Origin of the sequence: Prolixibacter sp. SD074 (genome assembly GCF_009617895.1) — a bacterium.
Taxonomy (GTDB): Bacteria; Bacteroidota; Bacteroidia; order Bacteroidales; family Prolixibacteraceae; genus Prolixibacter.
Genome location: NZ_BLAW01000001.1, coordinates 3371946 through 3398024, shown reverse-complemented (window position 1 = coordinate 3398024; position 26079 = coordinate 3371946). Strand labels below are relative to the sequence as shown.

Here is a 26079-nt window from a genome sequence, read left to right as displayed (position 1 = left end):
ATATTATTTAGTTTGCTATTATAATTCCAGGGTTAGGTTTGTGATCGATTGTTACGGTAAAAGACAGGGTATTCGTATTTCCATTGCCATCATCCAGTGTGTATGTAACCGTGGAAAGGCCTTCGTTGAACGTGACATTTACGGTAGGACCAGTTACCACAGTTGAATTGACCGTTGTATTTCCAGTCACACTGTACGATAAAGTAGGTGTTCCGCAGTTGTCTGTATTAGCAACCGGAAGATCGAGCGTTAGCGTTGCCTGCTGCGATAATTCATCTGTGGCACATTCTGTCAGGTTTCCATAAGTAAAGGATGGATCAAAAGTTGGGGGCTCATTATCTATAACGGTAACTTTCCGCGAAGCCATTGTAGGCCCATTACATCCTGAAGCTTCTACCTTAATATTCACGGTCCCTGAAAATCCTTGAGCCCAGGTCATCTCCCCAGTTGATGAATCGATAGAACCAGCGGATAAGTTATCAATGCTCCAGACCAGCCCTGTACTATTGGTTGCGGTTGTAGAATAAGTTGTTGTCAGGGTCCCATCCTCAGGCGGACACGCGGGTTCTGAACCAGCCGAAACAGTGATCAGGGTTGGAACTCCAACCGACGGAGTTGTAGTAACTGTATGTGTAGCTGTTTTAGGACCACCACAACCTTCAGCACTTACTGTAATAACCGAGGTTCCACTCCAGGTATCAGCATATGTTACTTCTCCGGTACTCGCGTCAATCGAGTTGCCATTGGTTAAACTTGTTGCATCCAGCGAATAGGTGATTGCCGTGGAATTTGCTGCCGTTGCCGAATAAGTTACCGTACCTGCCCCTTGACAACGGGCGGAAGTTGTACCTTCGGTAAAAACAGGAGTCGACACTTCAGGATTTACAGTGATTTCTGCAATATCTGAAACACTGGTCGCGACTGTTGTCGTTGACATGCCCGGATTTGTACGCGATATAGTGAGGATTCTTTGATAATACGTTTTACCCGCAACAGTTGTCTGCGGAGTATAATCTTTTGAGCTTGCTCCAGAAATATCCGTGAAAGTTGTCCCATCGGTACTCTCCTGCCACTGATAAGTTACAGTGTATTCTGTATTGCTTGAGATTGGACTATCAGTAAATGCATCATTACCAACTATTTTATGGGCTGCGGTATTAATGCATACACTCTGCGTTGTTCCCGAAGCAAGTTTATCTGTTACTTTTTGCAGATTACCAAACGAAATCCGATTTGCCCCGGTATTTTCGTAAAAATCCAATAACAGATGATTATCTCCATTGACACTGAAAAGAATTCCCGCATCGGTTGCATAAGCCCGGTCACTCCAATGGGTATAAACCAAATTATTGTCAACATACAAGCGGGCACCATCATCACTGCCGATATCCACTAAGTAAATACCATCCAGCGTCGTCGTGTGCATTCTATAATGGACTGAAAAAGTCTCCGTATAAATTGAGCCACCTCCTGAGCTATTGGAGAAATCATAACATGTATAGTTTCCTCCAAATCCTTCGTCGAAAAGCTGCAGCTCCGTTACTTGACCATAGTAGTCTTGAAAATTGGTTCCATTGTATATATGGCCAATCCATGAATTGTCTCCCTCGGTGGTTTGATCATCACCGGAAATAATCCCATTTGACGTTACTGTTACATCTTGAGTATCCGTAGCTGTATTACCTGATTTATCTGTCACGGTCCAGGTAACCGTTGTTGTTCCTTCCGAAAAACTTGTCGGGGCATCATTCGTCACACTCTTCACGCCACAGTTATCAGAAGTGGCAGGCGTTCCCAAATCTACGTTGGTTGCATAACAGGAGCCGGCATCAGCAAATGCGCTTACATCTGCAGGTACAGTAATTGTGGGAGGTTCAGACTCAGTTACATTAATGTCAAAAGTACATATGGAAGTATTACCGGATGCATCAGTCGCAGTAAACCGCATGTGATGTATTCCCGTTGAAAATGTACTTCCCGGTGCCGGAGCCTGTTGCCAAGCCGTTTCACCTTCGTTTTGCATCTCACCGATCACGCGTGGCCCATCAAACTCGAGAAAGAAGTAACGGGTATCGGTATCAAACTGGTCGTTCCAACTCCCGGCTTCATGCTCGGAAGTAGTAGTTCCATACATCTCAGCCCAGTTTTCATTGCTGTTAGTGTTATTGGGCTCGTCTGAATTCCAATTTGTGTAAAGGGTAGAATCCTCGCCTGTTACCCATCGCCACTGTCCTTCCTGTCCCGCATCAGTAAAGCCAAACCAAACATCCTGCCCCAGAGCTTCCGCAAAAGTCTTTAGAAAATTATTCTCTTCAGCCGACGTGATGGTTGCCAGATGACCACCATTATCAAAGACTTTAACGTGGGTATCCTTAGATAGCTCAATATCAGTTGATAAATAATAGGAGTGGCCACCGTGATCACCTAAGTAACTAAATCCGGGCAAAGCGCTCGCATATGCACCTCCGTTGTCAGTAGCCGTGGGAATATTGTACCAAACTTTGGCGGTACAGGTAGTTGGATCCGCAATCACGGTTGTATCATTGGAACAATTGGTGAACTGTGGCGCCTGTGTATCTGGCTTCTCATTTACATCCACAGTACTTGAAGCAGAACAACCGGAAGCATCCTCAACTGTTATGGTATAAGTTCCCGGAGAAAGATTGGTAAAATCCCCTGAAGCCTGATACGGACCCGAATCGAGACTAAACTGATAGGGAGTCAGCCCTCCTGATGCTGTTGCTGATATTGAGCCATTCGTTTGTCCAAAATCTGCATCTGTTGGAGTTGCTGTTAATGTTGGTGGCGTATTTACGGTAATGGAAACCGGTGACGACGTTGATGAACAACTATTGGGGTCGGATGTCGTTGCCGTATAATTTAATACTCCTGTGCTTGCTGGAGTTACAGTAGCTGTTGCGATTGAATTATTCGCACCTGAATAAGTTATTGGGCCAATGTTTCCAGGTCCACTAAAATAAGTAGTATAAACTCCACCGTTATTTATTGTTAACGACCAATTGTTTAACACACCAGAATCGCTGTTAGCATTATCAGAAACCGACAAAGTCCATGTCCCGGCAATATCTGCAATGGGAAAATTAAGTCCCGAAAAATTATTTGCGTTTCCGGTATTGTCACTTGGCTTATAAGTTCCAGTAGGTATTTCTCCAAATGCGGAATACACCTCCGGTAATACGGTCGCTCCACTTGTCGAAAAGACATAGTCGCCACTACTGATAAAATCGTCACTGTTTCCCCAAGTACTTTGCGGATACCCTACTCTATCAAACAAAGTAGTTGTCCCAATACTGCCGGGACCTTTTAATGTTACAACCAAATCGCCAACCCAGGTATGACTTATATTCAAGTGAATTTCCAGTTCAGAAGCAGAACTGAGTGTTCCGCTAGGCATGACGATAGAGCGATTAATTGTTTGGTAGTCATTTATATTACCTGGAGATGTATTGCTTCCCGTTAGATTAGGAATTCCACCTGAACTTGTGGCTGTTAGAGTTATGCTTCCCCCCGAACATCCAGTTGAAGAAGAAGCTGCCAATGAAACTGAAGGCAAAGGATTGACCGTTAAACTTACTGCGTCACTATAAACAGTTCCAACACCATCTGAGATAACACAATCGTAAACAGCCTCATCACTGCTGGTCGCATTACTGATGGATAGCGTACTGGAAGTAGCGCTCGAAATATCGACTGAATTTTTTCTCCACTGATAACTGGTTGCTCCACTGGCAACAACCGTAAACGTCGCTGTGGAACCTTCGCATACCTCCTGCGCTACCGGCTGTTCGGTGATACTAATTGAAGAATTCGCAGTAAGTGTGTTTCCCGGTGTAACATTAAATGTTGCAGGTGGCACCACATTCATACTATTGTTTACTATCACGTCGATATCAGAGGTAACCTGCGCTCCATTATTAGCAGTAAGGTTGTAAAAGGTAATATCTTTAACCCCACCTGAACCGGTAATCAACTGTGTTCCCCCGGAAAAAATAATCGTACTGGTTCCCGGATTAAAGTTGCTTCCGCCACTCATATCCCAGGTAGAACCATCCATAGTGATGGTACTGTTTTGTGCATTGATCGTTCCGCTACCTGTCGACATGGTCAAGTTCCCATTGACGGACAATTGCCCCCCAACAGTCACATTGCCTCCATTTGTATCGAAAGTAGCGCTATTCCCTATGGTTACATTTCCTGAGATAGTAACATTTACTCCCGAAGCAACCGTCAATGTATTGGGATTACTATTCATTGTTAAACTGGCCATCGAAGCATCTGCATCAATAATCGGCTGATATACAAAACCAGAAAGCCATGGAATGGTAACATCATCACCAGCTCCAGGAACTCCATTATTCCAGTTTGCCGGATCAGTCCATGAGCTACTAGAAGTGTCTGTCCATTGAGTGGATTTTCCGAAAGCAAATCCGGAACCCAGCACGAACAAAAGTGCAGCAATGACTAAAACCTTAACTGATTGGTGATTTATATTGGTAGGTAAACAATTTTTTGAAGCCGGGACGACCTCGGTTGTTGATTGGGAGGCAAGGGATCAATTCATAATTGGGGTGGATTTTTTAGATTACGCATAAATCTTAGCCACTCTGAAAAGGAAAAATTCAATATCGACAACTCCTCTTTGAGTTGCACGGAAAGCTTTAAGTTTGGCATTAAATGATTCAGCAGAAGCATTAGTGCTTCGGTTGTCAAAGAAGTTTAATATTTCAGGATAATGCGCATAGAATGTAGCAGATATGGTATTGAAAGATTTAAAACCGGATTCAGTAACATCGTTGAACCACCTGGCCATTTTAGTATAAGCTACTTTCTTGTCCGTGTTTTTCAAAAATATCATTCTTAATGAATGTGTCAGGGAATATGCTTCTTTAATGTCGGGATAAAGCTCAAACAATACAGCAGCTCTTTTCTTTTGCTTGTCAGTCCATTTATCCCCTGATTTAAACAATAAATACCGGCTACGGGCCAGAAGTTGTTTTTTAGTGTCTCCATTGCTTAAAACTTCAGGGATATATTTTACGCCATCAGCTTTTGCATTTTCAATTGCATTGGTTTCTTCATTAATGGCATCCCAACGGTGTTTGATACGTATCTCCTGCAATGCATCATAGGCCAGTTTCTGGACATGAAAGCGGTCAATAACCCGGCTGGCTTTTGGAAAACAACTTTTTACTATTTTTCGCATGGAACTGGCCATATCCAGTGTTACCTCTTCAACTGCATTTCTTTCTTCTTCTGATATCTTATCTAAAACTTCAATAACTTTCCCTGCCTCTGTCCCTTCTATCATGGCCACTAAAGAGCCCTTTTTCCCTTTCCCTGCCTTATTGGTCACCACGGTGTAAAGTTCTCCATTGGTAAGTGCTGTTTCATCGATACTCAATCGTGTCCCTATATTCCCTGGAAAAAGGATCCAATCCTTTGAATGGGACTTCTGTTCCCATTCATGAAAATCGCTCAAATGATCCTTGTATTGTTGCCCAAAATAATCTCCGTTGATATAATAATGTTTCTCTAAGCTATTCGAACTTATCGGGTATTTGTCCAAGTAACCCTTTTAAAAAAGCAGCAAACTCTTTGGTGTAGCTGGTGCCTTTGGCTATTAAATCCCATCGGGAACTATAGATCTTTCCTGTGTGCTTGTCCTTCCATTTTCGTCGCCTGACGACAAAATAGACTGTCTTGTCCCTTAACGGAAAATCTTGGATACGGACAGGCTCGTCGAATCCATTTGAAACCAGCTCTTTATCAGCGTGCTCCAAGGGCTTAATTGACTTTTCATTTAAATGTAGCTCTAATTGTCCACCTTCTACTTCCTTGAAATCAATCAAATCAAAGTATTCAAATATTTCCTGGGGCAATAAGTAACGTAGTAAGCTTTCTATTTCCATGACATAAAAGTAGAATTTTTTGTTGCCCACCCTAATATTGAAGTGAGCCGAGGCAAGCATTGAATCCTGTTGAACACTCACAGTAGGACTGTTTGTGCGACAGCATACGAATCTCCTTACCGATATGTCAATCAGTTGATGTAACAAGTGCTCCTAATTTTTGCCTTTTTATTCCTAATCCATTTCGTAAACCCAGGCTCCTCAACCACCACACTGGTTTACGCAAATGTTTAATTTGTTCAATGTCCGAAAATCAGACATTTTTTTCAACAAACTTCAAACAGCATTAAACACCTTAAAACGTGACAACTAATGCCACTGCCCTCTTTACTCCGCTGCAAAATTATTAAAATTTGTTAAACAAAATAGTAGCCGTGATATAATAATCGACAATTACTGCCGTTGTGCGGCCACATATACACCTTATGCAATTGATTATCTACACATTGAATACTTTTCACCACTGTATATTTTTTTTACATTCCAGCTTTCATTCGTTCGGTTTTCGCGTAATTATACTTATCATATAAATATCGATGGACGACAGACGGGCCATCATTGAATGCCCCCTACATTATGTTTGGGTGGTTACCCAACCGTTCAGCCCTTTCCCGGCATACGGAGTTTCTACCTGACAGATGATAATTACCCGGGAATGTCTACTGCCTCTCAACGACCTTCCCGTCTCATTTAACGTCTTATTAACCAGTATTAAAATAACGGCGCCACTTCATAAATATTTTGCATGAGCATTTATTTAAGCCAGAAAAATTCTCTTTTCAGTTTTCATCTGGTTATCAGAACACTTCAGCCCGAAACCAACAGTTGCCTAACCACCTCATACCAATCGCATTATAGGGTAAGCCCATTCACAATTTGATAACTTTTTTACAATCCGTTTATTTCAATTCCCGGTGACTTTTTTATTTGTTATGTTAACATACTCATGGTGAAACAATTATTTTCAAACCAGGCCACTTTCCGATTTCAGGTAACGGACCAGGTTTGCCTGGTCAAACAACCAGTTACGATGAATAAGACAGAAGGCATACTGAGTCATTCAATTTCCCAATCCCATCAGGGAGCGCACCCCAACTTTTCCAAAGTTTAAAACTTTGGAAAAGTTAATGACTCACAGCAACCGTCTGCATTCAGGACATGCATAACCATGCTTAAATGTTTTTGAATTGTTTGCCCGTAGGGCATTACAGTATTGTAGAAATAAAATACGCGGAAACGCCCATACTCCGTAGGAGTTATACCATCCTCCTCCGGCCTGCGGCCACCTCCTCCAGAGGAGGACAGTTCGCGAATGGCAGAGGCCTGGGAAACGGTAATTGGTGGCTTTAGACGGAAGAAGTTTAAAGTGTTAGGTTTTAAGAAACGGAGCTGGCACGATATTAAGAATAAACGCGTTCATAACCCCGGCAGGGGTTGAAGCTTAATAACGCCGGGTGTAACCCGTTGTAAAAAACGGTCGGCAAGGCGGTCGCGCGGTGCAGCCGTTTGAAAAGCCAACGCTGTTTCGACCGCAACGTGCAGCGGCGTAGATATTGCCTTTTACCGGCCTATCCTCCTCCGGCCTGCGGCCACCTCCTCCAGAGGAGGACAGCCCGCGAATGGCAGAGGCTTGGGAAACGGTAACCGTTTGCCTGTAGGGCATACAGTATGGTAGCAGATAGCGCCTCGCGTCCAACATACTCCGTAAGAGTTACACCTATAAAGGCTCCACGCAAAACACGCAAAGATCCTCGCCAGGAGCGCAAAGAAATCGCGCAGATTTGGCTATTCCTCACGGTCCACGTCGGAGCTTATCAGTGTTCATCAATGAATGCAATCCGTGTCAATCGGTGGATCTTTTTGCTCTCATCTTTCAGAGCCGGTTATGCAGCAGCCGGTTCAGGAGTTCATCCTTATATTTGGCGGAAACCTTCAACATTTCGCCACTATTCATTTCGATCATACCTCCTCCCGTTTTCAGGTAACGGACTACATTTTTCAGGTTGATTAAATGACTGCGGTGGATCCGGCAAAAGCCATGACATGCCAGGAGATTTTCGAACTCCATCAGTGTCCGGCTCACCAGTGTTTCGGTCCCGTCTTTGAAGAATATACGCGAATAGTTGCGTTCTCCCTCGCACCGTTCAATGTCGTCAATTTTCACAATGGAGAAGCCATTCAACTCCGGTAAGGCAATCGTAGCGTTGGCATCTTCGGACGAACCAAACAAATTATCACGCATGGCCCTTACCCTTGGTAAAGTCGATGCCGATGACACCTGGTTAATCCGGTTCAGCGATGCCTTAATATCGTCGGGAACAATGGGTTTAACAATGTAGTCGAATGCTGAATACTTAAAGGCCTTGATGGCATACCCGCTATAAGCGGTTGTGAAAATTAGTTTGAAGTCGGTGTTCCCGAGCTTCTCAATTAAATCAAAACCGGTACCGTCAGGAAGCTTAATATCGAGAAAAACCAAATTCGGGTGCACCCGGTTGATCAATTCCAATCCGGATGCTACCGAATTGGCCTCTCCTTCGAGTATGACGTTCTCAAAACATTTCTCAAATGTTTTCTTCAAAATGCTCCTCGAAAGTTGATCGTCATCAATAATTACTGTACGCAACATTATTTTACCCCTGATGTATGAAAATCACTCACAAACCTCGTGAAACTATAAAAACTCACTATACCAACACCGCAACGGGGGCGAAAGTTTTATGAAATTATGTTTGCCATGGGACGGCTTGCCCCATTGCCCTATACCGCACGGCCACGATGTATCGCACCCCTCCTGCGGGCTCTGCGTGGGGCCTTCTATTCATTCCCCGCAAAGGGCGCTAAGGACCACAAAGGCCAGGACAATAAATCCCTGCAGTCTCCGCGTGTCCAATCTTTGCAGCCTCCGCGTGGGGCCTTCGGTTTATTCCTCGCAAAGGGCGCTAAGGACCACAAAGGCCATGACAATAAATCCCTGCAGTCTCCGCGTATCCAATCTTTGCAGCCTCTGCGTGGGGCCTTCTGTTTATTCCTCGCAAAGAACGCAAAGGACCACAAAGGCCAGGACAATAAATCTTTGCGCTCTCTGCGTATTCAACCTTTGCGGGCTTTGCGTGGAGCCTTCTGTTTATTCCTCGCAAAGAACGCAAAGGATCACAAAGGCCAGGACAATAAATCCCTGCAGTCTCCGCGTATTCAATCTTTGCGGTCTCTGCGTGGGGCCTCTATTCATTCCCCGCAAAGAACCCTAAGGACCACCAAGGCCAGGACAATAAATCTTTGCGCTCTCTGCGTATCCAATCTTTGCGGCCTCTGCGTGGTGCCTTCTATTCATTCCCCGCAAAGGGCGCTGATTAAACCATCGAAGAAGTACAAACGTTACTGGCATGCCGGAAACGATACCGACATGAAAAATTTACCATCTTTGCACAAAATTTATAGCATGCCATTAATTCTGAATTTGGAGTCGTCGACTGAAGTCTGTTCTGTGTCCGTAGCAAAAGACGGCAATGTACTCGCCTTTCGTGAAAACAGCGATGGTATGAATCATGCTAAGCTGTTGACGTTGTATGCGGAAGAAGTTTTAAATGAATTAAAATTAAATGCTGCCGATTTGGATGCCGTTGCCGTATCAGGCGGTCCCGGTTCCTATACCGGCTTACGGATCGGCGTTTCAGCGGCAAAAGGTATTTGTTATGCGGCAGGACTTCCGCTAATTGCGATATCGTCCCTGGAATCGATGGCTGCGCATGTGGCTTTGCACCTTCAGGAGAATGGACTTCCAACCAACGAACCACTGCTTCTGTGCCCCATGATTGATGCACGGCGAATGGAAGTTTATTCTGCCCTTTTTTCCACGAATGGAGAACAGGTGCGGGATATCACTGCCGATGTCATCGACCACCATTCCTTTGAGGATTACCTGCAAAAAGGACCCGTGGCTTTTTTCGGTAATGGAGCCGATAAATGCAAAAGGGCGATTCAGCATCCCAATGCCCTCTTCCCGAAAGGCATTACGGCTTCATCTAAACACATGACTGCTCTTGCCGAAAAGGCTTTCAGTGAGAAAAACTTTGTTGATGTGGCTTATTATGAACCTTTTTACTTGAAGGATTTCGTTGCCACCGTTCCGCGGAAAAATATTTTTGGAAACCAGAAATAAAATGAGGACTTACTGACTAATTTCCTTTGCGGCCTCTGCGTGGGGCCTCTATTTATTCCCCGCAAAGAACGCCAAGGATCACAAAGGCCATGACAATAAATCTTTGCGCTCTCTGCGTATTCAATCTTTGCGGCCTCTGCGTGGAGCCTTCTATTCATTCCTCGCAAAGAGCGCAAAGGACCACAAAGGCCATGACAATAAATCCCTGCAGTCTCCGCGTGCCCAATCTTTGCGGCCTCTGCGTGGGGCCTTCTGTTTATTCCCCGCAAAGGACGCTAAGGACCACAAAGCCCGCTAAGTAACAAACCGGCAGCGCCCAAGGCCATGACAATAAATCTTTGCGGTCTCCGCGTGGTGCCTTCAATTCGTTCCTCGCAAAGAACGCTAAGGATCACAAAGCCCGCAGAAGATCTGCATGTTATGTCGGCAATTTTCTTTGAAAGGGATTGATTAATATAAAGCTAAAGTAGACCTCTCTTTATCTTTGCGCTCTCTGCGTGTCCAACCTTTGCGGGCTCTGCGTGGGGCCTTCTGTTTATTCCTCGCAAAGAGCGCTAAGGACCACAAAGCACGCAGAAGATCTGCATGTTATGTCGGCAATTTTCTTTGAAAGGGATTGATTAATATAAAGCTAAAGTAGACCTCTCTTTATCTTTGCGCTCTCTGCGTATTCAATCTTTGCGGCCTCTGCGTGGAGCCTTTTGTTTATTCCCCGCAAAGGGCGCTAAGGATCACAAAGACCAGGACAATAAATCCCTGCGGGCTCCGCGTGCCCAATCTTTGCGGTCTCTGCGTGGGGCCTTCTGTTTATTCCTCGCAAAGGGCGCTAAGGATCACAAAGGCCAGGACAATAAATCCCTGCGGGCTCCGCGTGGAGCCTCTATTTATTCCTCGCAAAGAGCGCTAAGGACCACAAAGCACGCAGAAGATCTGCATGTTATGTCGGCAATTTTCTTTGAAAGGGATTGATTAATATAAAGCTAAAGTAGACCTCTCTTTATCTTTGCGCTCTCTGCGTATTCAACCTTTGCGGGCTTTGCGTGGAGCCTTCTATTCATTCCTCGCAAAGGGCGCTAAGGACCACAAAGGCCATGACAATAAATCTTTGCGGCCTCTGCGCGGGGCCTTCTATTCATTCCACGCAAAGGGCGCAAAGGCTACAAAAGTACTGTCTCGTCCTTAAAAACGTTGACTAATCCTCGCTCAACGCACGCAATATGAAACACTTCCTTGCCCCCCCTCATGTTTCTTTGGAAAGTTTCATTAAATTTGCCGCCGGACAAGATCCCCGGAAATCTGGGGAAGTAAGTAATAATCATTTATTTAAATACATTATAATGGCATCTACTGCAGATTTCCGAAACGGATTGTGCATTGAGTTCAACGATCAGTTGTTCCAGATTGTGCAGTTTCAGCACGTCAAACCAGGGAAAGGTTCCGCTTTTGTTCGTACCAAACTCAAAAACCTGAAAACCGGCCGCGTGATTGAGAATACATTCAACTCCGGGGTGAAAGTTACCCTTGCCCGCATTGAACGCCGCCCTTATCAGTTCCTGTATAAAGATGATTTGGGTTTTAATTTCATGCATACCGAGACTTTTGAGCAAGTCATCATCTCACCTGATTTGATGGAAAATGCTGACTTGTTGAAAGATGGAATGATACTCGAAATTGTGTTCCATGCTGAAACTGAAACGGCACTGAGTGTTGAATTACCTCCGTTTGTTGAACTGGAAGTGGTTTACACCGAACCAGGTGAAAAAGGCAATACGGCTTCTTCTACCGCATTGAAACCGGCCGAAATGGAAACCGGCGCCACCATCATGGTCCCGATTTTTGTGAACCAGGGCGACATCATTAAAGTAGATACACGCGACCGCTCCTACTCGGAACGTGTGAAGAAATAAGGAAATTCGTTTGAAACGATATTTGAATCCCGTTCGACATCAGTTGTCCGGGATTTTTTTATGATGAACAACTGGCTGTAAACGGATTATTCGTTAAATTGCCCAATAATTAGACAATCGCTGATCATTCATCTCGCTTAAACCATCTCCAATGAAAAACCGGATGCTGAAATATACCCTTACATTCTTCCTGAGTTTCATTTCGTTTGTTGCTTTTTCTAAAACTTATACCTCTAAAGACAATCACACAGGATATTGGGCAGAAAAAAATACCTGGGATGTTAATGAGATTCCCGACCTAAGTAAAAATGGAACTATTGACATTTATGGTTTTGTGACACTTCAGGGTTCTGCATTGACTACAACCTTCAATATGGCTACAACAATAACCATACACGATACCTTAGTTGTTGAGGGTTCATTAGATTTAAAAAAAGATGCAACTTTAAATATTGAAACAGGAGGCGTGCTAATTATACTGGGCAATTTGACAACTGCTAAAGACCTAATTGCTAACATCAACAGCTACCTAGTCGTTGCCGGTGAATTTTCGACGAAGCAAGATGCTTCCATTAGTATTACAGATCCAAGCCAAGTGTTTTTATTTGGCGGGGTAGATACAAATCCGCCACTTGATGGAAGTAAATATCAGGATTATCCACCACCACCAAGCACGGATATTGGTTCGTTATATTGTGGGGTTCAAAATATTTCGGGAGGAGCAATAATCGATTGTTCTAATAATTTACTGCCAATAAATGAATGTACACCCGTTAATTCAATATCCTTTATGATGCCGAATATTACCGGATCCCTTACGTGTAATTCTGGAGAAATTTTTTGGACTTTATATGACAGCAATAACCAAATTTACGATGGACAATCAGGTAAAGCTGCCGCTAACTCAACTGTGACTGTCAATACATCCCTATTGTCAGGCTCCTATTATATCAAATTTCAGTTTGGGAATAGTTTTTGCTCACAAGACATAATAATCAGCAATCCACCCACAACCGGTACGATAACGAAGTAGAACGTATCCGGAGCGGTATGATTGCTTAATTTATGGTACTCGCTGGATAATACCCGTAGTCGGAGGCGAGGAAATTTCCAACATCGAATGATTGATGCTATACCAATAAACGATTCCCAACAGGTAACCTTCCCCCTCTATATCTCCTCCATTATAGGATTTGTCAAGAATCCATGTTGCTCCCATTGAACTAAACCCACAAACCTTGTCAACCAAAACAATATCCGCCATACCGGATTTTCTAACAAGAATGCGGAATGAAAGAAACGTGGAGGTTGAATATCCACACGTTGACTAACTTCTAATCCTATTGGAGTCTTTAATGTCCAGCACCACAATCAGTGCAAAACTCATCCAGAACGGGATGGCCGCATTGTTCATGTCGAGGAAGTTATTCAGAAAACTGTGAACGAAATAGGTAATGAGGGATATGACCGCGGCTAACGACAGAAGTCGCGTCCGGGAATCTTTGGTGCGCGAATACAACCGGATGCCGGTGTATAGAATCGAGACAATCAAGGCCAGGAAAGCGAGTAACCCTACTAATCCGGAGGAGGCCAACGCCCCCAGGTACTCGCTGTGTGCATTTCCCCAATCGCCGGAATTCGTGCTGATAATCGTTCGGAATTCGCGCATCTGAAACGGGGCATATTTGAACTGATAGGTGTTCGGCCCCCATCCGAAAACCGGCTTTTCCTTAAACATTTCCAACGCACAGTACCAGCGGTTCAGCCGTTCCACATTCGAGGCATCCGAAGTAATATTCGTCATCGACTCCACATGCTTCATCATGTTACTCGACGAATCGGTTTTGTTGGTCTCCAGTTTCAGCAAAATCTGTGTCCAAAATGTAAACAAGATGACCACAATGGTTACGCCGGTAAAAAGGAGATGTGTAAACCGAATGCGCAATTTCATAATAATCCAGGCCACTGCGGCAATGGCGACACTCAACCAGCTGGCCCGTGAATAGGAGAAAACCAATCCGGCAAGGAAAACCGGAAGCAACAAAACAAACAGCAGACGGATTTTCAGCTTACTTCCCTTATCGGAAGCAAATGCTATCACATAGGGAACCATCATGGCAATAACGGCGCCATAAACGGTATGATCGTTAAAAAATGGCCGGGGAACCTTGTAAGCAATCTGCTTGTTCCACAAACCATACCCAATGTGCTTCCGGATAGTGAGGACGATCACGATGACCATGGCCACTATAAAGAGTAGCCACAATTGCCGGATGGATGCAAATCCCCGCTTCAGGTATTGCGTTGCCATGAAATAGGCCACACTAATGAACCAGGCTGCAGCCAGAAAAGCTTTCAGGGAGACCAATGGCATCGTCGAGGTCAAACTGGTCAGTAACATCCACCCCAGGTAGATTCCGACGAAACAGGTTACAGGATGACGCCACACTCTGCGGTCAAAATCATTCGCCATTAAGAGCCGCAGCACAAATATGCCCAGCAAACCAAACAGGATGGGTTCCGATGGCAGGCTCATATTGATGGTTGAATCCGGATAAAATGTGGTTAACGGGATGGAAAGCGGTGTCAAAAATATGACCAAACGAAACAACACATCGAGACGGTACAAAGCCAACAGCGCCACACCCAAAGCCATTGGCAACAGGAGCAGTACGCGGCTCTCCTTTACAACCAACAGGTAGATATTGGCCGCAATAAAAAGAAGCGATACAATGTAAAACAGGGCAAGTTTTATGTGGCTGGTACGTTCCACCTGGCGCTACGAATTTTTACGATCGACGAACGCGATAACGACTGTTCCAATCGACAAGGCAAACAAAACACTTAACAAAACAATCAGGGTCCGCTTTGGCCGGTATTTCCGGTCAGCGGGGAAAGGTTTCTGCACGACACGCGCAAATTTGGCCTCTTTGTTGGCCTGAGAAAGCGCCCAATGATGATAAGTCCTCAGCGAATCGATTTCCATGTTGCGGCCTTCCAACTCTTCGCTCATCTGCCAGAACGGAATACCGTTTTGCCCTAAACGCTCCAAATCTTTCTTAACCTCTCGGGATGAAGGAGATGACACGCCTCCTTTGACAACCGCTTCCATATAACCCCGGGCTGCCTCCTTCACCTGCTCCGGATAGTCAAGTAAACCGGTCCTTTCGCTGTAGTGTGTCAAATCTTTTACCAACGAGTCGCGTTGGGCCATCAGATTTTTGAGCTCCATGCCGCTGGTTTTCGCGTATTCTCTATACCTCTGGCGATACACGTGCAACATTTTACTGTCGCAAAACGATATCAGCGAATCCGCCATATCGGAGGCTCGCAGCGGCTCTTCGTCGAGAACACTGATTTGTACAGCCTGATATTCGGTCTTCCGTATGTCTACATTTTTGTCATATCGATCGAGCACGGTGGACCAGAAATAAGGGTAACTTTTCGATACCCGGTAAACCTCGCCCAGGTCAAACGTCTCCACCATCCGGCGCTTCAAATCAGTCGACTTAAAAAACTCCAGCATCTGCTCGGTTTCCGATTCATCGCTAAAAGTCCGGACATCCAACATGGGATAAACTTTGGCTGTTGAACGGAATTTGGGATGGATAAATGCCGGACCTGTAAAAATGGCGGCCAACACTGCGGCTACAACAGCAATAATCCCCAAATGGAGCTTCCATTTCAGGAGCAGTTGCAACAGCCGGCGATTGTCAAAATAATTTTCCATGGTTAGTTAACTGAAAGTAAAACAGGCCTTGTGATTCACAAAGGAAACGAACAAGACCCGTTAAAAATTATCCAACATCATGCTGTTCAGCAGAAAATGGCAATTATCCTGCAATGATCAGGAAGTAATGCTTTTTCCCTTTCTGCACCAGCAAATATTTTTCACCAATCAGCGAGGCAGCATTCACCACCGCATCATCGGCCGTCACTTTCGATTTATTAATACTCAAACCACCTCCTTTGATGGTCCGGCGCAGCTCTCCTTTCGACGGGAACACTTCGGTTTGTTCGGCCAGCAAATCAATCACGCCAACCCCCTCGTCAAACAATTTCCGGCCGACCGGGAATTGTGGGACCCCTTCGAAAACCGAAAGGAACGTATCTTCGTCCAGTTTGCGCAACTGCTCTTCCGTTCCTTTACCAAACAGAATCTGCGAAGCCTCAACGGCTGCGTCATAATCGGCTTCCGAGTGGACCATGCTGGTCACTTCTTTGGCCAGCGTTTTCTGCAGGATGCGCGTATGCGGCGCCTCCTGATGTTCTGCTACCAGTTTTTCAATCTCCTCTTTCCGCAACAGCGTAAATATCCTGATGTAACGTTCCGCATCTTCATCGGAGGTATTCAGCCAGAACTGGTAAAATGTATAGGGTGAAGTACGTTTCGGATCGAGCCAAACGTTGCCCGATTCGGTTTTTCCAAACTTCTTCCCGTCGGCTTTGGTAATCAGCGGACAAGTCAATGCGAAGGCCTCTCCTCCCAGCTTTCGCCGGATGAGTTCGGTCCCCGTTGTAATGTTTCCCCATTGATCGGAGCCGCCCATCTGCAGTTTGCAGTTTTTGGTTTCGTACAAATGAAGGAAATCGGTTCCCTGAACCAGCTGATAGGTGAATTCGGTAAACGATAATCCGGTTTTGCTGCTTCCATCGAGGCGCTTTTTCACCGAATCCTTCGACATCATGTAGTTCACGGTGATGTGTTTCCCGATATCCCGGATGAAACCCAGAAAACTGAATTCCTTCATCCAGTCGTAATTGTTCACCATTTCGGCACCGTTTTCTACTTCCGGACTGAAGTCAAGGAACCTGGACAGCTGTTCTTTCAGGCAATCCTGGTTGTGGCGCAATGTCTCTTCATCCAACAGGTTCCGCTCCTGTGATTTCCCCGATGGATCGCCAATCATTCCGGTAGCGCCGCCCACCAACACAATGGGTTTGTGGCCGGCCACCTGGAAATGTTTCAGCATCATTACCCCGACCAGGTGCCCGATGTGGAGCGAATCGGCCGTCGGGTCGATTCCCACGTAGGCGGTGGTCATCTCTTTCTCCAATTGTTCTTGCGTACCGGGCATCATGTCGTGAATCATGCCCCGCCAGGTTAGCTCATTTACAAAATTCACTGGTATATTTTTTAGTCCGTTAAATGTTCGTTTTTTATATCATTTCAACCTTCCGGGAAACCGGGAAAAGGTCTGTATGGCTGAAATTTCGCGCTAAGATACAAAATTTTAACGCTCTCAATAAATCACCGGGCAGCTTCACCGGGTGTTCATACGAAAAGTATAATCTCATTAAACTTTCATTCACTCAACTAACCGTTTTATGATGAATCATCCTGCCAACCATCATCTTTCCGCCCGCTTGAAACGGATACTTTCTTTCGTTCAGATTTTCCTGCTTTCAACCAGTGCGTTTCCCGCAAATGGAAGCGCGCACCCAATCGTTGGCTACATTGAAAATGCACGTGCGTTGGTGAAAGACGGTTGATCGATATTCCATGAACAGGGAACACTTTAAATTCGTGTGGAGTTAACTATCTCAAAAGCATATTGAATGCTTAAAACTTGATGTTTCCCTGCCGGGGGCGTTCATCTTTGCCTTAACACAAAGACGCATAGTCTTGATTTTTACAAAGTATTTTGGAAAGACTTTTCCCGGAAGGTGGCAGAAAGCGAAAAGTAAGAAGACGGCTTACAACGTTACTTCCCGGAATCCCTCTTTTAACTCCTGGCGTGCCTGGTCGAAATGAAAAAAGGGCAGAATGCCGGGCGCAAAATTCCGTAGTGGTTTATAAAGGATCGAACGATTAGCCCGTTCCTTCGGTATCAGGTTGAATGTATCCTTGCCCACCATTTCGATAAGGATCAGCAAAACGCTAATGATAAACGCCGTTTTCAGCACGCCAACAACCATCCCCGCCAGCCTGGTAAATAACCCAAGCGCCACAGCCTTGAAGAGTGTATCTGCCAGCCGGGCTACCAAATGAACGGCTACCACAACCAAAATAAAGGTGACAATAAAGGCAATAAGCCCCATATGGCCAGAATTCCAGTTGAAAACCGAATGCAGGTAATAAGCCGTAAAACCGGAAAATTCAACCGCGCCCCAAATCCCCAGCAACAACGCGGCAATGGAGGCCAGTTCGATAAAAAACCCTTTTTGGAATCCCCTGACAGCAGCAAATACCAAAAGCCCGCCAAAAATGATATCAAGTAAGTTCATGGTCCCGGATTGGTTCGAGAAGGTAAAAATATCAAAAAATGATACAGAAAAGGGGTAGCCCGAAAAAATTATGTATTTTGGCTTTCGGGTGTTAAAAACTTAATACTCTGGCCTTGAACCAACTTAATTCGAAAAAGAACGAATGGCACTGCTGAATTCCATCATCAAATGGGTTAATTACAAACGCATCTACCAGATTGAACTCTACCGGAACCATGCCGAGGAGATTCAGGAGGAGATGCTGTTTAATTTATTGAATGAGGCAAAAAATACCGAATGGGGCAAAAAATACGACTACCGCTCCATTAAATCGGTGGAACAATTTGCCGATCGCATTCCGATCAGTACCTACGAACAAATGGAACCGCACATCTTGCGGATGATTGATGGGGAGCGCAATGTGCTTTGGCCCGGCGAAATAAAATGGTTTGCCAAATCATCAGGGACCACCAATGCGAAGAGTAAATTCATCCCGGTTTCCACTGATTCCCTGGAAGATTGCCACTTTCGCGGAGGGAAAGATGTATTGGCCATTTATCACCGCAACTATCCCGATGCCAAAGCCCTCACGGGAAAAAGCCTGACATTGGGCGGCAGCCATCGCGTTAGCAACCTGAGCAATAAATCGTACTACGGCGACCTTTCGGCCATCATGATCGAGAACCTGCCATTCTGGACCGATCTGAACCGGACACCTCCTACAGAAATAGCGTTGATCGAGGAATTCGAGCGGAAAGTGGACGAAATTACCAAAACTTCTATCCACGAAAATGTGACTTCGTTTGCCGGCGTTCCGTCGTGGTACCTGGTGTTGCTTCGCCACGTGCTCGATTATACCGGGAAAAATAATATGCTGGAAGTATGGCCCAACCTGGAAGTGTTTATTCACGGCGGCATCAACTTCGAGCCTTACCGCGAACAGTACCGTAAGCTGATTCCGTCGGATGAAATGCGTTACCTCGAAACCTATAATGCCTCGGAAGGCTTTTTTGCGATTCAGGACGATCCTTCCCGGGATGATTTACTGCTGATGCTCGATTATGGCATCTTTTATGAGTTCATCCCCATGTCGGAATACGGAAAAGAAAATCCGAAAACCATCCCATTATGGGACGTGGAAACCGGTATCAATTACGCGATGGTTATTTCGACCAATGGCGGATTATGGCGTTACCTGATTGGCGACACGGTGGTCTTTACTTCGAAAAATCCATACAAAATAAAAATCACCGGGCGGACGAAGCACTTCATCAACGCATTTGGTGAAGAGGTCATCATCGATAATGCAGAAAAAGCATTAAAGCAGGCTTGTGACGAAACCGGGGCCACCATTCGTGACTACACTGCCGGGCCCATTTTTATGGGCGACAACGCCAAAGGCGCTCACGAATGGCTCATTGAATTTGAAACGCCTCCGGCTGATCTTTCGCGTTTTACGGAGATATTGGATAAAACACTGCAGAGTGTCAACTCGGATTATGAAGCCAAGCGGTATAAAAATACGACCCTTAACGCACCGAAGATCGTCGCTGCCGCCCGGGGAACTTTTTATCACTGGATGAAAGAAAAAGGAAAAGTAGGTGGACAAAATAAAGTCCCGCGCCTCTCTAACAACCGTGATTACCTGGAGCAATTGCTTCCGTTCCATCATGAACTTTCGCGGTAGAGCCGACATTATCGATGGTTTTATTATTTTCGTACGATTTTGAAAAACACTGGACAATGCACATTGCCATAGCTGGAAACATCGGTGCCGGAAAGACTACTCTAACCGGACTGTTATCAAAACATTACGGCTGGGAAGCCCATTATGAAAGCACTGATGATAATCCATACCTCGACGACTTTTACCACGACATGCAGCGTTGGTCGTTCAATCTTCAGGTGTATTTCCTGAACAATCGATTCAGTCAAATACTCGACATTCGTAAAATGGGGAAAACGGTCATTCAGGACCGGACCATCTACGAAGATGCTGAGATTTTTGCCCCGAACCTGCATGACATGAATTTGATGAGCACCCGCGATTTTAACAACTATCGCTCGCTCTTCGACCTGATGGCCCGCCTGATCGAACCGCCTGATTTGCTCATCTACCTGCGCGCTACCATCCCAACACTTGTCAACCAGATTCAGAAGCGCGGGCGCGATTACGAAAATTCCATCCGGCTCGATTACCTGAAACAGCTGAATCAGCGTTACGAAGCCTGGATTTCGAAATACGCCAAAGGGAAAATGCTCATCATTAATGTGGATGAAATCAACTTTGCCGAAAACCCTGAAGACCTCAGCAAAGTAATCGACCGCATCGACGCCCAGATAAATGGATTGTTTTAAACAACTCCGTCAGAAGATATTAAGAAAGCCATTGAAACAATTCAGTGGCTTTTTTTTCCTAATTGAATTTTCCACTACATAGCAACGATAAAATCGAACCACTACATCCGTAATTATCATTCCGAACGCTTACTCGCCACACAACCTTTTCTCACTGACTAACTGAGTGTTAACAACATCTTGATTTAATGGTACGCGTTTTGCATTCCTTTTTACCAGAAACAGTTCATCTAAAGCCTTCAGCTATGAAAAAAATAATCATCATATCCATCCTTGCAATCCTTACTTCAATGGCAGGCATTGCAACAGCAAGTGATTATCCGGATGAGTACCTGGGTTTGCCGGGTGACAACCTGAATCTCTATGCTACCATGAAATTATTCCAGGAGTCAGAAACACTGGAAGGGTTTGAAAGAAGCGTGAATGACCCAAATTTACATATCAATAATCTCGACCTGAATGGAGACAACCTGGTTGATTACATTTCGGTTGTCGATTATGTTGACGGAAATGTTCATACCATCGTTTTAAGAACTCAACTCAACAGGAATGAAACACAAGACATAGCCGTTTTCACCGTTCAACGCTTCGACGACGGGACAGCCCGGATACAACTGATTGGTGACGAAGCGCTCTACGGCAAAAACTACATCGTTGAACCTATTTATGCAGATAGTCATGAAACGCCCAATCCGGGTTACATGGGAGGTTCCGTAGTCATAGACAGCCCATCGCCGGTTGTAGTGACAACCTACGAAGTTGCAGCCTGGCCAATCATCCGGTTTATCTATCGTCCCGGCTATGTTTGCTGGCATTCCATCTGGGGATGGGGACATTATCCTTCCTATTGGAATCCGTGGCGCCCTTATTACTGGCATACTTACTACGGTTATCATAGTCACTTTGACCACTACTATTATGCCCATTACCGCCATTGGAATCATCCGCGGTACCATCGGTACCACGATTTCTATTACCGTCATGTGCGGGCATATTCTCCTAAAGTCAACGCCAGAATCAGAACAGGAAACTATAGAACAACCTACTCACGCCCGGACCTGAGAAGAAGAGGTGACGATATTTACAGGCAAACGGCCGGAAGAAGCACGGAATATCGAACTGACAACTCAAATCCCGGAAGAACGAACAGTAGTCGACAGTTTGTAAGAAACAGAACAACCGAAACCCCTAATTTATATTCCGGAAGAAGAACGGTTTCGGGAGCCCCGTCGCGTACACGGACAAATTCCTCGGTCAACAGGGGGGCAGTAGACACACGAAGGTCATCAACGATACAATCCGGAAGATCCACTGCAAATCCTTCCCGGGGAAGTAAAAATACTGTATTACAAAGACGAAGCGGCAGCAGTTCGTCTTACGGAACCGGCACGCGTTCTTCGGTAAGCATACAAAGACAGTCGCCACAAAAAACAACAATAAACAATAGCAGATTGTCGGGGTCATCTACTATCGGGCAGAGTTACAGGCAGCCAAAGCAATCACACGCTACTTATTCAAGCAGGTCATCTTCCAAACCAAGGGTGTCAACCACGTCATCAGGTTCAAGAAGTTCATACCGGCAGCCCAAGGTGTCATCCCGAAGGCAGAACTCAAGCAGTCGAAGTCCAAGCGTTACAAATAGTAGTAGTCGCAGCTCCAGCAACAGAAGTCCAAGCGTTAAAAGAAGCCGCAGCTCGAACAGTCGAAGTTCAAAAGCGACCACTAAGAGCAGTCATTCCCGATCATCTTCCGGCAGAAGATCAGGCCGCAGGTAGTAAAAAGACACAAAAAGCCGATCAAAAATGACCGGCTTTTTTCAGTTCCCCAGGTATCTTAATTTCTTTCGCAATATTTATAACCGAGCTTCTGCCGCTTTAATTTCACTCCAGGCTTCAGCATCCAGTTGTGCTCCTACCACACCAATAATTCGGCCGGCTAAAAGGGCTCCAAGTTGTCCAGCCTTCTCCAGTTCGTAGCCTTTGGAAACTCCGGCCAACATTCCGGCAGCAAAGAAATCACCGGCACCGGTCGTATCAACTACTTTACTTCCTTTAGCAGGAATGTGCCATTTACTGGTTCCTTGTTTGATGAAAGCACCTTTGCTACCCACTTTTACAACGGCAATATCGCAGCGTGATGCAATCGCATCTAATGCATCTTCCGGTTCTTTCCCGGTAAAAGCTTTTGCTTCTTCTTCGTTAGCGAACAAAATGTCAACGTAGTTATCCACGAGATCATTCAATACCTCAAGATTTGCCTCCACTACATTGTAGCTGGCCAAATCGACTGCCACTTTCAAACCCGAAGCTTTAGCCTTTCTGGCTGCTTCCAGAATTAAGGCGTAATTCTGTACCAAATAACCTTCTATCAGGAAATAACTGAACCCTTCGAAAACATTGGGATCGATGTCATCAGCTCCCATATCAACCGCTGCTCCCAGGTAGGTTCCAAAGGTGCGTTCTCCATCCGGGGTAATCAGGGCCACAGCCCGTCCGGTGCGGGTATCCATTTTCTTCAGAAACGGCTCAATCCCGTTTTCTTCAAGCTTCGATTCAAAGAAACGTCCTATGTCGTCTTCGGCAACCGAGCCAACAAATCCACAGGGAACGCCCAGGTTAGCCACACCGTTCATGGCATTCGCCACAGAACCACCAGTCGTTATCTTTTTTTCAAAACCATTTGTCTTTTCCTGCATCTTCTCTGAGAGTTCGCGATCGACCAGGGTCATGCTTCCTTTGGGAAGTCCAAATTCCTGCAGAATGGATTCATCACGGAGAAGAGTCATAATGTCTACCAGGGCATTACCTATACCCAGGATTTTCGGATAATCAACGTTATGCATTTTGTGCTGTTTTTTTGACTTTAAAATTTTTACAAATATATTTTAGTTTTTAGGAAAACCTGTTATTTTTGTAACGCCTTTGACGAAAACGTTGAAGGAACGTTCTTAAAAAATCCGGTAAAAACAATAGTTTGCGAGGCCAAAACAACTATCTTTGCACTGCAAACATTGGTTAAAAACCGATAAAAAAATTCCCTGGTAGCTCAGTTGGTTAGAGCGGTCCCGATGGACTTCGGGATTAATCCCCAGGTCGTAGGTTCATTCTGAAAACCGGGATTCATTAGAGAAGGTAGAGTAAAAAAAACATATTCCCTAGTAGCTCAGTTGGTTAGAGCGGTCCCGATGGACTTCGGGATTAATCCCCAAGTCGTAGGTTCATTCTGAAAACCGGGATTCATTAGAGAAGGTAGAGTAAAAAAACATATTCCCTAGTAGCTCAGTTGGTTAGAGCGGCGGACTGTTAATCCGTAGGTCGTAGGTTCAAGTCCTACCTGGGGAGCTGAAAAAAGCCGGTCATTTCTGACCGGCTTTTTTTGTACCTTAATATTTTCAATGCGTTAAAGTGAAAATGTTTTACGTATACATTTTGTATTCTCCATCCTCAGATATCTACTATGTTGGTTCTACTGATAATGTGGAGCGTAGATTAGAAGAACACAATTACCTGTCAGAAAATAGTTATACCAGCAGATATCGCCCCTGGGACCTTAAAGTTGCCTTTGATGTTAGTCATTCCCGAACGGTCGCCCTCAAGATTGAGAAACATATTAAAAGACAGAAAAGCAGAAAATATATTGAAGACATTATTGAACGAAATTCAATCGAACGGTTGATTACGAAGTTTAGTTCAGTTGGTTAGAGCGGTCCCGATGTCCATCGGGATTAATCCGTAGGCCGTAGGTTCTCCCGATGGACATCGGGACTACCTGGGGAGCTGAAAAAAGCCGGTCATTTCTGACCGGCTTTTTTTGTACCTTAATATTTTCAATGCGTTAAAGTGAAAATGTTTTACGTATACATTTTGTATTCTCCATCCTCAGATATCTACTATGTTGGTTCTACTGATAATGTGGAGCGTAGATTAGAAGAACACAATTACCTGTCAGAAAATAGTTATACCAGCAGATATCGCCCCTGGGACCTTAAAGTTGCCTTTGATGTTAGTCATTCCCGAACGGTCGCCCTCAAGATTGAGAAACATATTAAAAGACAGAAAAGCAGAAAATATATTGAAGACATTATTGAACGAAATTCAATCGAACGGTTGATTACGAAGTTTAGTTCAGTTGGTTAGAGCGGTCCCGATGTCCATCGGGATTAATCCGTAGGCCGTAGGTTCTCCCGATGGACATCGGGACTACCTGGGGAGCTGAAAAAAGCCGGTCATTTCTGACCGGCTTTTTTTGTACCTTAATATTTTCAATGCGTTAAAGTGAAAATGTTTTACGTATACATTTTGTATTCTCCATCCTCAGATATTTACTATGTCGGTTCAACAGATGATGTGGAGCGAAGACTCGAAGAGCACAATTATCTGTCTGAAAATAGTTTTACCAGCAGATATCGCCCCTGGGACCTTAAAGTTGCCTTTGATGTTAGTCATTCCCGAACGGTCGCCCTCAAGATTGAGAAACATATTAAAAGACAGAAAAGCAGAAAATATATTGAAGACATTATTGAACGAAATTCAATCGAACGGTTGATTACGAAGTTTAGTTCAGTTGGTTAGAGCGGTCCCGATGTCCATCGGGACTACCTGGGGAGCTGAAAAAAGCCGGTCATTTCTGACCGGCTTTTTTTGTACCTTAATATTTTCAATGCGTTAAAGTGAAAATGTTTTACCTCTACATCCTGCATTCTCCCTCCTCAGATATCTTTTATGTCGGTTCTGCAGATAATGTGGAGCGTAGATTAGAAGAACACAATTACCTGTCAGAAAATAGTTATACCAGCAGATATCGCCCCTGGGACCTTAAAGTTGCCTTTGATGTTAGTCATTCCCGAACGGTCGCCCTCAAGATTGAGAAACATATTAAAAGACAGAAAAGCAGAAAATATATTGAAGACATTATTGAACGAAATTCAATCGAACGGTTGATTACGAAGTTTAGTTCAGTTGGTTAGAGCGGTCCCGATGGACATCGGGATTAATCCGTAGGTCGTAGGTTCTCCCGATGGACATCGGGACTACCTGGGGAGCTGAAAAAAGCCGGTCATTTCTGACCGGCTTTTTTTGTACCTTAATATTTTCAATGCGTTAAAGTGAAAATGTTTTACGTATACATTTTGTATTCTCCATCCTCAGATATTTACTATGTCGGTTCAACAGATGATGTGGAGCGAAGACTCGAAGAGCACAATCATCTGTCTGAAAATAGTTTTACCAGCAAACATCGCCCCTGGGACCTTAAAGTTGCCTTTGATGTTAGTCATTCCCGAACGGTCGCCCTCAAGATTGAGAAACATATTAAAAGACAGAAAAGCAGAAAATATATTGAAGACATTATTGAACGAAATTCAATCGAACGGTTGATTACGAAGTTTAGTTCAGTTGGTTAGAGCGGTCCCGATGTCCATCGGGATTAATCCGTAGGCCGTAGGTTCTCCCGATGGGCATCGGGACTACCTGGGGAGCTGAAAAAAGCCGGTCATTTCTGACCGGCTTTTTTTGTA

General features: G+C 44.8%; 21 protein-coding genes and 1 tRNA gene. 13 read left to right on the top strand and 9 right to left on the bottom strand.

All coding sequences use genetic code 11. From position 1 onward, the window contains the following. Nucleotides 1-7 precede the first annotated feature (7 nt). The 4 genes from GJU82_RS14580 to GJU82_RS14565 all read right to left on the bottom strand — a co-directional run bounded on the left by GJU82_RS14580 (nt 8) and on the right by GJU82_RS14565 (nt 8559). A complete protein-coding gene (locus GJU82_RS14580; RefSeq protein ID WP_228488791.1) occupies nt 8-4462 on the bottom strand; it encodes an HYR domain-containing protein in 4455 nt (1484 codons plus the stop codon). A 141-nt stretch (nt 4463-4603) separates the two neighbouring features. Further along, complete coding sequence (locus GJU82_RS14575; protein WP_228488599.1) at nt 4604-5422, bottom strand: transposase; 819 nt, start codon at nt 5420-5422, stop codon at nt 4604-4606. Between the two features lie 136 nt (nt 5423-5558). Beyond that, nucleotides 5559-5930 carry a transposase gene (locus GJU82_RS14570; protein WP_153631442.1) on the bottom strand — a complete coding sequence of 124 codons (372 nt, stop codon included), beginning with the start codon at nt 5928-5930 and terminating at the stop codon, nt 5559-5561. A gap of 1873 nt (nt 5931-7803) precedes the next feature. After that, complete coding sequence (locus tag GJU82_RS14565) at nt 7804-8559, bottom strand: LytTR family DNA-binding domain-containing protein (protein ID WP_153632815.1); 756 nt, start codon at nt 8557-8559, stop codon at nt 7804-7806. 687 nt (nt 8560-9246) lie between these two features. On the opposite strand from GJU82_RS14565, the gene tsaB reads away from it, so the two are divergent. The 3 genes from tsaB (at nt 9247) to GJU82_RS14550 (ending at nt 13032) form a co-directional block, all read left to right on the top strand. Then, on the top strand, nt 9247-10092 hold the full coding sequence (tsaB, locus tag GJU82_RS14560) for a tRNA (adenosine(37)-N6)-threonylcarbamoyltransferase complex dimerization subunit type 1 TsaB (protein ID WP_228488714.1): 846 nt from the start codon (nt 9247-9249) through the stop codon (nt 10090-10092). Nucleotides 10093-11429: 1337 nt separating this feature from the next. Next, a complete protein-coding gene (efp, locus tag GJU82_RS14555; RefSeq protein WP_153632813.1) occupies nt 11430-11999 on the top strand; it encodes an elongation factor P in 570 nt (189 codons plus the stop codon). Between the two features lie 151 nt (nt 12000-12150). Beyond that, entirely contained in the window at nt 12151-13032 is an 882-nt protein-coding gene (locus tag GJU82_RS14550; RefSeq protein WP_153632812.1) for a hypothetical protein, read from the top strand. Nucleotides 13033-13326: 294 nt separating this feature from the next. On the opposite strand, the gene GJU82_RS14545 is transcribed toward GJU82_RS14550, so the two are convergent. The 3 genes from GJU82_RS14545 to tyrS all read right to left on the bottom strand — a co-directional run bounded on the left by GJU82_RS14545 (nt 13327) and on the right by tyrS (nt 17125). Beyond that, nucleotides 13327-14772 (bottom strand): O-antigen ligase, encoded by a 1446-nt coding sequence (locus tag GJU82_RS14545; protein WP_153632811.1) that lies wholly within the window; start codon nt 14770-14772, stop codon nt 13327-13329. Nucleotides 14773-14778: 6 nt separating this feature from the next. Beyond that, complete coding sequence (locus GJU82_RS14540) at nt 14779-15729, bottom strand: hypothetical protein (protein ID WP_153632810.1); 951 nt, start codon at nt 15727-15729, stop codon at nt 14779-14781. 103 nt (nt 15730-15832) lie between these two features. Next, nucleotides 15833-17125, bottom strand: a complete 1293-nt coding sequence (gene tyrS / locus GJU82_RS14535; RefSeq protein WP_153632809.1) for a tyrosine--tRNA ligase — start codon at nt 17123-17125, stop codon at nt 15833-15835. 202 nt (nt 17126-17327) lie between these two features. On the opposite strand from tyrS, the gene GJU82_RS14530 reads away from it, so the two are divergent. Further along, nucleotides 17328-17492 (top strand): hypothetical protein, encoded by a 165-nt coding sequence (locus tag GJU82_RS14530; RefSeq protein ID WP_153632808.1) that lies wholly within the window; start codon nt 17328-17330, stop codon nt 17490-17492. Nucleotides 17493-17696: 204 nt separating this feature from the next. Here the strand turns inward: GJU82_RS14530 and GJU82_RS14525 are convergent, their stop codons facing one another. Continuing rightward, entirely contained in the window at nt 17697-18227 is a 531-nt protein-coding gene (locus tag GJU82_RS14525) for a CvpA family protein (protein WP_153632807.1), read from the bottom strand. 142 nt (nt 18228-18369) lie between these two features. Here GJU82_RS14525 and GJU82_RS14520 point away from each other — a divergent pair, with 142 nt between their 5' ends. The 3 genes from GJU82_RS14520 to GJU82_RS14510 all read left to right on the top strand — a co-directional run bounded on the left by GJU82_RS14520 (nt 18370) and on the right by GJU82_RS14510 (nt 22339). Beyond that, a complete protein-coding gene (locus GJU82_RS14520; protein WP_153632806.1) occupies nt 18370-19893 on the top strand; it encodes a GH3 auxin-responsive promoter family protein in 1524 nt (507 codons plus the stop codon). Between the two features lie 56 nt (nt 19894-19949). Beyond that, nucleotides 19950-20564, top strand: coding sequence for a deoxynucleoside kinase (locus tag GJU82_RS14515; RefSeq protein ID WP_153632805.1), 615 nt, complete (start codon nt 19950-19952; stop codon nt 20562-20564). 245 nt (nt 20565-20809) lie between these two features. Next, a complete protein-coding gene (locus tag GJU82_RS14510) occupies nt 20810-22339 on the top strand; it encodes a hypothetical protein (protein ID WP_153632804.1) in 1530 nt (509 codons plus the stop codon). Between the two features lie 77 nt (nt 22340-22416). Here the strand turns inward: GJU82_RS14510 and GJU82_RS14505 are convergent, their stop codons facing one another. Further along, entirely contained in the window at nt 22417-23406 is a 990-nt protein-coding gene (locus tag GJU82_RS14505; RefSeq protein WP_153632803.1) for an adenosine kinase, read from the bottom strand. A gap of 425 nt (nt 23407-23831) precedes the next feature. Here GJU82_RS14505 and GJU82_RS14500 point away from each other — a divergent pair. From GJU82_RS14500 to GJU82_RS14475, 6 genes are all read left to right on the top strand, one after another. Next, nucleotides 23832-23905, top strand: a tRNA-Asn gene (locus GJU82_RS14500). Nucleotides 23906-23974: 69 nt separating this feature from the next. After that, complete coding sequence (locus GJU82_RS14495) at nt 23975-24265, top strand: GIY-YIG nuclease family protein (RefSeq protein ID WP_153632802.1); 291 nt, start codon at nt 23975-23977, stop codon at nt 24263-24265. Nucleotides 24266-24409: 144 nt separating this feature from the next. Further along, nucleotides 24410-24700, top strand: coding sequence for a GIY-YIG nuclease family protein (locus GJU82_RS14490; protein WP_153632802.1), 291 nt, complete (start codon nt 24410-24412; stop codon nt 24698-24700). A 144-nt stretch (nt 24701-24844) separates the two neighbouring features. Further along, a complete protein-coding gene (locus GJU82_RS14485; protein ID WP_153632801.1) occupies nt 24845-25135 on the top strand; it encodes a GIY-YIG nuclease family protein in 291 nt (96 codons plus the stop codon). A gap of 104 nt (nt 25136-25239) precedes the next feature. Further along, nucleotides 25240-25530 carry a GIY-YIG nuclease family protein gene (locus tag GJU82_RS14480; RefSeq protein WP_153632800.1) on the top strand — a complete coding sequence of 97 codons (291 nt, stop codon included), beginning with the start codon at nt 25240-25242 and terminating at the stop codon, nt 25528-25530. A 144-nt stretch (nt 25531-25674) separates the two neighbouring features. After that, entirely contained in the window at nt 25675-25965 is a 291-nt protein-coding gene (locus tag GJU82_RS14475) for a GIY-YIG nuclease family protein (RefSeq protein WP_153632799.1), read from the top strand. The last annotated feature ends 114 nt before the right edge of the window (nt 25966-26079 follow it).